Annotated in this window: 1 protein-coding gene; it reads left to right on the top strand. The window is 59.2% G+C overall.

Annotated features, from left to right (window positions below):
* Positions 1-887: IS3 family transposase (locus HY36_RS12700; protein ID WP_155841910.1), on the top strand; the 887-nt coding region annotated here is incomplete at its 5' end.
* Between the last annotated feature and the right edge of the window lie 63 nt (positions 888-950).

Below are 950 nucleotides of genomic sequence, written 5' to 3' on the forward strand. Positions count from 1 at the left end.
GAAGTCGTGCGGGGAAAGTTCTAAGCCCTTCGCGTCGTCGTGCTGCAGTCGATCACGTGGTGGAAAAGCTTGGCGTCTCCGAACGCCGGGCCTGCCGTGTGATCGGCCAGCACCGTTCGACCCAGCGCAAGCAGCCCATACGGCGAGACGATGAGGACGCCCTGACATCGGCGATTATCCGCCTGGCCGAACGGTTCGGCCGGTATGGCTATCGCCGGATCACGGCGCTCCTCAGAAATGATGGCTGGTATGTGAACGAGAAGCGGGTTTACCGCATCTGGCGACGGGAGGGGCTGAAAGTGCCGATGAAACAACCAAAACGCGGTCGTCTCTGGATGAATGTTGGCTCGTGTGTGCGGCTGAGGCCGGCGCACAAAGGCCATGTCTGGTCCTATGACTTTGTGCAGGACCGCACCCGTGATGGACGTGTGTTCCGCATGCTGTGTGTGGTCGACGAGTTTACACGGGAGTGCCTCGCCATCCGAGTCGAGCGAAAGCTGAACTCACGGGATGTCCTCGACACGCTGGGTGAGCTGTTCGTTCGGCATGGGCCGCCGGAACACATACGCTCTGACAATGGCCCTGAGTTCATTGCAACAGCCCTCCGTGACTGGCTTGAACGGATCGGAGTGAAAACGCTGTACATTACACCGGGATCACCTTGGGAAAATGGCTACTGCGAGAGCTTCAACTCCAAGCTCCGCGACGAGCTTCTGGCGAGGGAAATTTTCTTTGATCTGCGAGAGGCGAAGATCCTGATCGAAGCCTGGCGCCATCACTACAACACCGCCCGTCCGCACTCTTCGCTCGGCTATAAGCCACCCGCCCCAAAAGCCGTCTTGCCCGCAGCGTTCATGCCGCCTTACTATAGGGAGGTGGCAGCATGAACGCTGCTACTTTGAAACCGCCGGGCTAATAAATCTGGTGGATCACCCCTGTGGGGCAGGCCA

Source organism: Hyphomonas atlantica corrig. (genome assembly GCF_000682715.1).
Taxonomy (GTDB): domain Bacteria; phylum Pseudomonadota; class Alphaproteobacteria; order Caulobacterales; family Hyphomonadaceae; genus Hyphomonas; species Hyphomonas atlantica.